We start from the raw sequence: 5,257 nt of genomic DNA on the forward strand, positions 1-5,257 counted from the left end.
GCCCGCGAGAGTGGAACCACGACGCGCGTCGCGGTGCACGCGCGTCGTCGGGCGGGCACGGGATCCGATTCTGACCCGGCAATGCGGCGGAGGTGAGGCTCGCAGCCCTGGCTTGCGCGGGGCTGGCCGTCAGCGCGGCAGCGCCCGGCTCTCCCCTCGGCCGGCACCCCGCATCTGGCGCGCGGCCTCGGCGGCGCTCGGCGGCAGGTCGGGTCCCGTCCTGCCCGCGGCCCCGGCCGGGCCCGGCGCGGCCGTCCGAGCCTCGCCGTCGCGGCCGAAGCCGTAGCCGGCATTGAGCCCGGCATAGAAGCCGGTGAAGTCCTCGGCCCGGGCCGGCCCGGCGGCCAGGAGCGCGAGGCTCAGCAGGGACGCGGTCGCGACGGGACGCATGGGGCATCGGCCTCGAAACGGGAACGGCGGCCCGGGAGCCCGGACCGCCGTTCGATGTCGCCGGAGAAACGCGGCGGAAGCGAGGCCGCCGCGGCTCCCGATCAGTCGTGGACCGTGATGCTCTGGGCCTCGCGGCCCTTCTGGCCCTCGACCACGCCGAGGGTGACCTGCTGGCCTTCGGCCAGCGAGTCGAGGCCCGCGCGGGACAGGGCGGAGCGGTGCACGAACACGTCCTTGCCGCCGTCGTTGACGGAGACGAAGCCGAAGCCCTTGGCCGGGTCGTACCACTTCACGGTGCCGCTCATCTCGACCGAGGGGCCGGAGGCGAAGCGACCGCCGCCGCCACCGCCGCCGAAGCGGTCGCCGCCACCGAAACGGTCGCCACCGCCGAAGCGGTCACCGCCACCGAAACGATCGCCGCCGCCGAAGCGGGGACGCATCTCGCGACGCGGGGGAGCGGCCTCGGCCGTCGAGGTGTCGACGCTGGTCACGTTGGTGACCTGCGGACCCTTCTGGCCCTGGGCGGTCTGGACCGTCAGCCGGGTGCCCGGCTGAAGGTCGTCATGGCCCGCGGCCTCGACGGCGCGGATGTGGAGGAAGGCATCGCCCGAGCCGTCGCCCAGCTCGACGAAACCGAAGCCCTTCTCCTTGTTGAACCACTTCACCGTGGCATCACGCTCCGGGCCCGACGGTGCCGCCGGCGCACGCGGCGAACGGTCGAAACCGCCGCCGCCCCCACCGAAGCCGCCGCCGCCGCCGAAGCGATCGCCGCCGCCGCCGTACCCGCTCGGCGGGGCCTGATCCGGCCACCGCGGCTCGCCTGCATCATCGAAGCCGCGCTTCTGCGGCCCCCTGAAATCACGACCACGTCCCATAGAAAGCTCGCAAAAACCGTCCGCCGCCCACGTCTCGAATACCGCGTGCGCGCCATCTCGGGACAGCCCACGCTCCGCACTCTCGCATCACTCCCGGTCGCGGTAACCAAGAACAACGTCTCAGTCCTGACGCAATCCCGCTTTGACTGCAAGGACCTTGTGGCGTTCCGGGCACGGGGCGATTAAAATTCCGTCAGCACTTTAGAGCCGAACCACGCGCGAACCGGGGCCGCGGACGGCCCCCGGGCCCTGTTCCCGCGCCTGCCGCGGGCCCGTTAGCGAAGTGCAAACAGTGGCTTGCTAGGCTTTCGCCGACCGACTCGCCGCTGACACGAGGCCGCCGCGCCCGAATGATCGCGACACCGACCTTTCCGGACCTCTCGGCCCTCATTGTGGACGAGAGTCTCTATATCCGCCGAATCGTGCGCGACATGCTCATGCGCGTCGGCATCAAGCGCATCCTGGAGGCGCCGGACGGGGCCGAGGCGCTCGGTGTCCTGGCCGAGAGCAAGCCGGATCTCAGCATCATCGACTGGGACCTCGCGATCCTCTCGGGCGAGGAGTTCATCCGCCTCGCCCGCACGCCGGCGACCTCGCCCTGCCCGACGATCCCGATCATCCTCATGCTGGCCCAGCCCCGCCGCAACGTGGTCGACCGGGCCATCTCGCTCGGCGTGAACGAGATCATCGCCAAGCCCTTCTCGCCCAAGACCCTGTGGTCGCGGCTCGACGAGGTGATCAACCGGCCCCGGCCCTACGGGCAGGTGAAGAGCCTGCTGCGCCCGACCCCCCGCGCCGCGAGCCTCGGCAAGGCGATCGCCTGAGCGCGCCCGCGACGGCCGTACCTGCGGGAGGTCCTGCGGGATCGCCTCGGGTCCCGGTGGAGCGGCGTCCCAAACCGATATCCGGCGTTTGCAGTTCGCGGCCGACCCTGTAGGTTCAACCGTGAATGGATGTCCGGGCGCCTGAACCCCGGTCCGAGTGAGAGAGTTCGACTGCGCCGATGAGGGACGAGAGCGCCTTTGCCGCGCCGGCCCGCCCCGCAGCCGGTGCAGAGGGCCTGCGCGAGCGGACGGCGGGCCGCGACGGCCGGCGCAACGTCTACGCGGCGCTGGATCTCGGGACCAACAATTGCCGCCTGCTCGTCGCCGAGCCGACGGGGGCCGGCTTCCGCGTGGTCGACGCCTTCTCGCGCATCGTGCGGCTGGGTGAGGGGCTCGGCAGTTCCGACCGGCTCAGCGAGGCGGCGATCGAGCGCACCGTCGAGGCGCTGCGGGTCTGCCGCGCCAAGATGCAGGCCCGCGGCGTGCGCCGGGCCAAGATCATCGCCACCGAGGCCTGCCGTCTCGCGGTGAACGGCGCCGCCTTCGTCGAGCGGGTGCGCGAGGAGGTCGGCCTCGACCTCGAGATCGTGGACCGGCAGACCGAGGCCTATCTCGCCGTCACGGGCTGCGCGGCGCTCGCCGATCCGCGCGCCGAGTCGGTGGTGATCTTCGACATCGGCGGCGGCTCCACCGAGATCGCCTGGCTCGACGGCGCGGCAGCCAACCCCTCCGCCGACCCGACCCGGCGGATCCGGGCCTGGGATTCCCTGCCGGTCGGCGTGGTGACGCTGGCCGAGCGCCACGGCGGCAGCGAGGTCACGCGGCTCTCCTTCGAGGGCATGGTGGAGGAGGTGGTCGACAAGCTCGCCGCCTTCGCCCTGCGCGCGGCGCCGGCCGCCACCGCGCCGCATTTCCACCTGCTCGGCACCTCCGGCACCGTCACCACCATCGCGGCGATGCATCTGCGCCTCGTGCGCTACGAGCGCCGCCGGGTCGACGGCCTGTGGATGAGCGACGCCGACGTGGAGAGCGCCATCGGCGACCTGCTCGACACGCGGCTCGAGCAGCGGGCGGACAACCCCTGTATCGGCCGCGACCGGGCCGACCTCGTGCTCGCCGGCTGCGCCATCCTGGAAGCGATCCGCCGGGCTTTCCCGTCCGACCGCCTGCGCATCGCCGATCGCGGCCTGCGCGAGGGCCTTCTGATGAACATGATGCGTGAGGACGGCGTCTGGCGCCGCGGGGGCTGGCGGTGAGCGATCGGCGCGGCGGCTCGAATTCCACCGGCGGCGTGCGGGCCGACCTGAAGCAGCGGGTGAAGACCGCCCGCGGGCGCACCGTCTCGCAGAAGCGCTGGCTGGAGCGCCAGCTCAACGATCCCTACGTGGCCCGGGCCAAGCGCGAGGGCTACCGCTCGCGCGCGGCCTACAAGCTCATCGAGATCGACGAGCGCTTCAAGCTGCTGAAGCCGGGACAGCGCGTCGTGGATCTCGGTGCCGCGCCGGGGGGCTGGTCGCAGGTGGCCGCCCGCACGGTCGGGCCGGAGGGCCGGGTCGTCGGCATCGACCTCCTCGAGATCGAGCCGATGGCCGGCGTCGAATTCATCACCCTCGACTTCCTCGATCCCGAGGCGCCCGGTCGGCTGACCGAGATGCTCGGCGGGCCCGCCGACCTCGTGATGTCCGACATGGCCGCCAACGCCACCGGCCACAAGAAGACCGACCACCTGCGCATCATCGGGCTCGCCGAGACGGCGGCCGAGTTCGCCCGCGAGGTGCTGGGCCCGGGCGGGGCCTACCTCGCCAAGGTGCTGCAGGGCGGCACCGAGGGCGCGCTCCTCACCGACCTCAAGCGGGACTTCGCGACCGTGCGGCACATCAAGCCGCCCGCCAGCCGGGCCGATTCGAGCGAGCTCTACGTGCTCGCCACCGGCTATCGCGGCCCGGCCGGCCGCGCGGCGGCCGAGCCCGACGCAGACTGAAGATCCCGGATGTCCGGGTTCCCAAAGGGATCATCCCTTTGGCGGGGTGCCGGGGCGGAGCCCCGGTTCTTTCCAGGACTTCGCCCCGGACCCACGCGAGGGATGATCCCTCTCGACACCCGGTAGAACCGTCCGGTGCTGCTCGATCTCGCCCTCTATCTCGTCACGCCTGCGCCCTGGCGGCACCGCCGACTCGGCTATGTGCGCGAGAGCATCCTGTTGACGAGTCGGGCCCGGCGCTGCCGCCGGGCCTGGGCGCCGCATTGCGCGGCGGCGCGGGCCGCGATGCTCGCGGCCGCCACGGACCTGCCCCGGCGTGAGACCGTGGTGGTGCTCGGCTCCGGCGGCCTCGCCGACGTGCCGCTCGCCGAGCTCTCGGCCCTGTTTCGGAGCGTGGTCCTCGCCGACGCGGTGCATCCGCTCGGGGCCCGCCTGGCGGCACGGCGGCACGGGAATGTCCGCCTCGTCACCGTGGATCTCGTGGCGGAGGCCGGTGCGGTCGGCGCGCTCTGCGGCTCGGCCGACCTGACCATATCGGCGAATCTCCTCTCGCAGCTCCCGATCGTGCCCCTCGACCGCTATGAGGCGCGGCACCAACCAGTGCCGGAGGGGCTCGGCCGGCACATCGTCGCCGCCCATCTCGCCGCCCTCGACGGGCTGCCCGGCCGGGTCTGCCTGATCACGGATGTCGCGCAACGCGAGGAGGACCGGCTGGGCCGGATCACCGACTCGCTCGATCTGCTGCACGGGGTGACGCTGCCCGCGCCGCCCCGCGCCTGGGACTGGGAGATCGCCCCTTTCGGCGAGGCCGAGGCGGAGCGGAGGCTGATCCACCGCGTCCACGCCTATCCGGACTGGGCCGCGCGGCGGCCCTCGAGCCCGGCATGAAAAAGCCGCCCCGGGAGGCTCCCGGAGCGGCTCGTGATCATCGGGCCCCTGTCATACCAAAATCCGGTTGATCCCTTCGGGATGGCGGATTTGGGCTTCGCTCAGACGCCGCGCGGGCTTGGTGATACGGAGCCCGCTCTGATCAAGCGGAGTCCGTATCACTCCGCCGAGGAGGTGGTGTCCGCGGTCGCCTTCTCGGCGCCCTCACCCTCCGGCCCCTCGTAGCGGGGGCGGCGGCGGCGGCGCGGCTTCGGCGCGGGCGCTTCCTCGGCAGCCTCGGCCGCGGCGGGCGGCGGCTC

General features: G+C 72.7%; 6 protein-coding genes. 4 read left to right on the forward strand and 2 right to left on the reverse strand.

The genetic code is table 11. From position 1 onward, the window contains the following. Positions 1–129: 129 nt before the first annotated feature. Positions 130–390 (reverse strand): hypothetical protein, encoded by a 261-nt coding sequence (locus tag MET9862_RS28300; RefSeq protein ID WP_142586219.1) that lies wholly within the window; start codon positions 388–390, stop codon positions 130–132. Positions 391–491: 101 nt separating this feature from the next. Further along, positions 492–1,265, reverse strand: a complete 774-nt coding sequence (locus MET9862_RS30560; RefSeq protein ID WP_142586220.1) for a cold-shock protein — start codon at positions 1,263–1,265, stop codon at positions 492–494. 350 nt (positions 1,266–1,615) lie between these two features. On the opposite strand from MET9862_RS30560, the gene MET9862_RS28310 reads away from it, so the two are divergent. The 4 genes from MET9862_RS28310 (at position 1,616) to MET9862_RS28325 (ending at position 4,958) form a co-directional block, all read left to right on the forward strand. Then, positions 1,616–2,089, forward strand: a complete 474-nt coding sequence (locus tag MET9862_RS28310; protein ID WP_142586221.1) for a response regulator — start codon at positions 1,616–1,618, stop codon at positions 2,087–2,089. Between the two features lie 179 nt (positions 2,090–2,268). Then, positions 2,269–3,345 (forward strand): Ppx/GppA phosphatase family protein, encoded by a 1,077-nt coding sequence (locus MET9862_RS28315; RefSeq protein ID WP_142586222.1) that lies wholly within the window; start codon positions 2,269–2,271, stop codon positions 3,343–3,345. Beyond that, positions 3,342–4,070, forward strand: coding sequence for an RlmE family RNA methyltransferase (locus MET9862_RS28320; RefSeq protein ID WP_142586223.1), 729 nt, complete (start codon positions 3,342–3,344; stop codon positions 4,068–4,070). Before MET9862_RS28315 ends, MET9862_RS28320 begins: the two co-directional genes overlap by 4 nt. Positions 4,071–4,205: 135 nt before the next feature. Then, complete coding sequence (locus tag MET9862_RS28325; protein WP_142586224.1) at positions 4,206–4,958, forward strand: hypothetical protein; 753 nt, start codon at positions 4,206–4,208, stop codon at positions 4,956–4,958. Positions 4,959–5,257: the final 299 nt, after the last annotated feature.

The sequence above is a fragment of the Methylobacterium symbioticum genome, from assembly GCF_902141845.1.
Classification (GTDB): Bacteria; Pseudomonadota; Alphaproteobacteria; order Rhizobiales; family Beijerinckiaceae; genus Methylobacterium; species Methylobacterium symbioticum.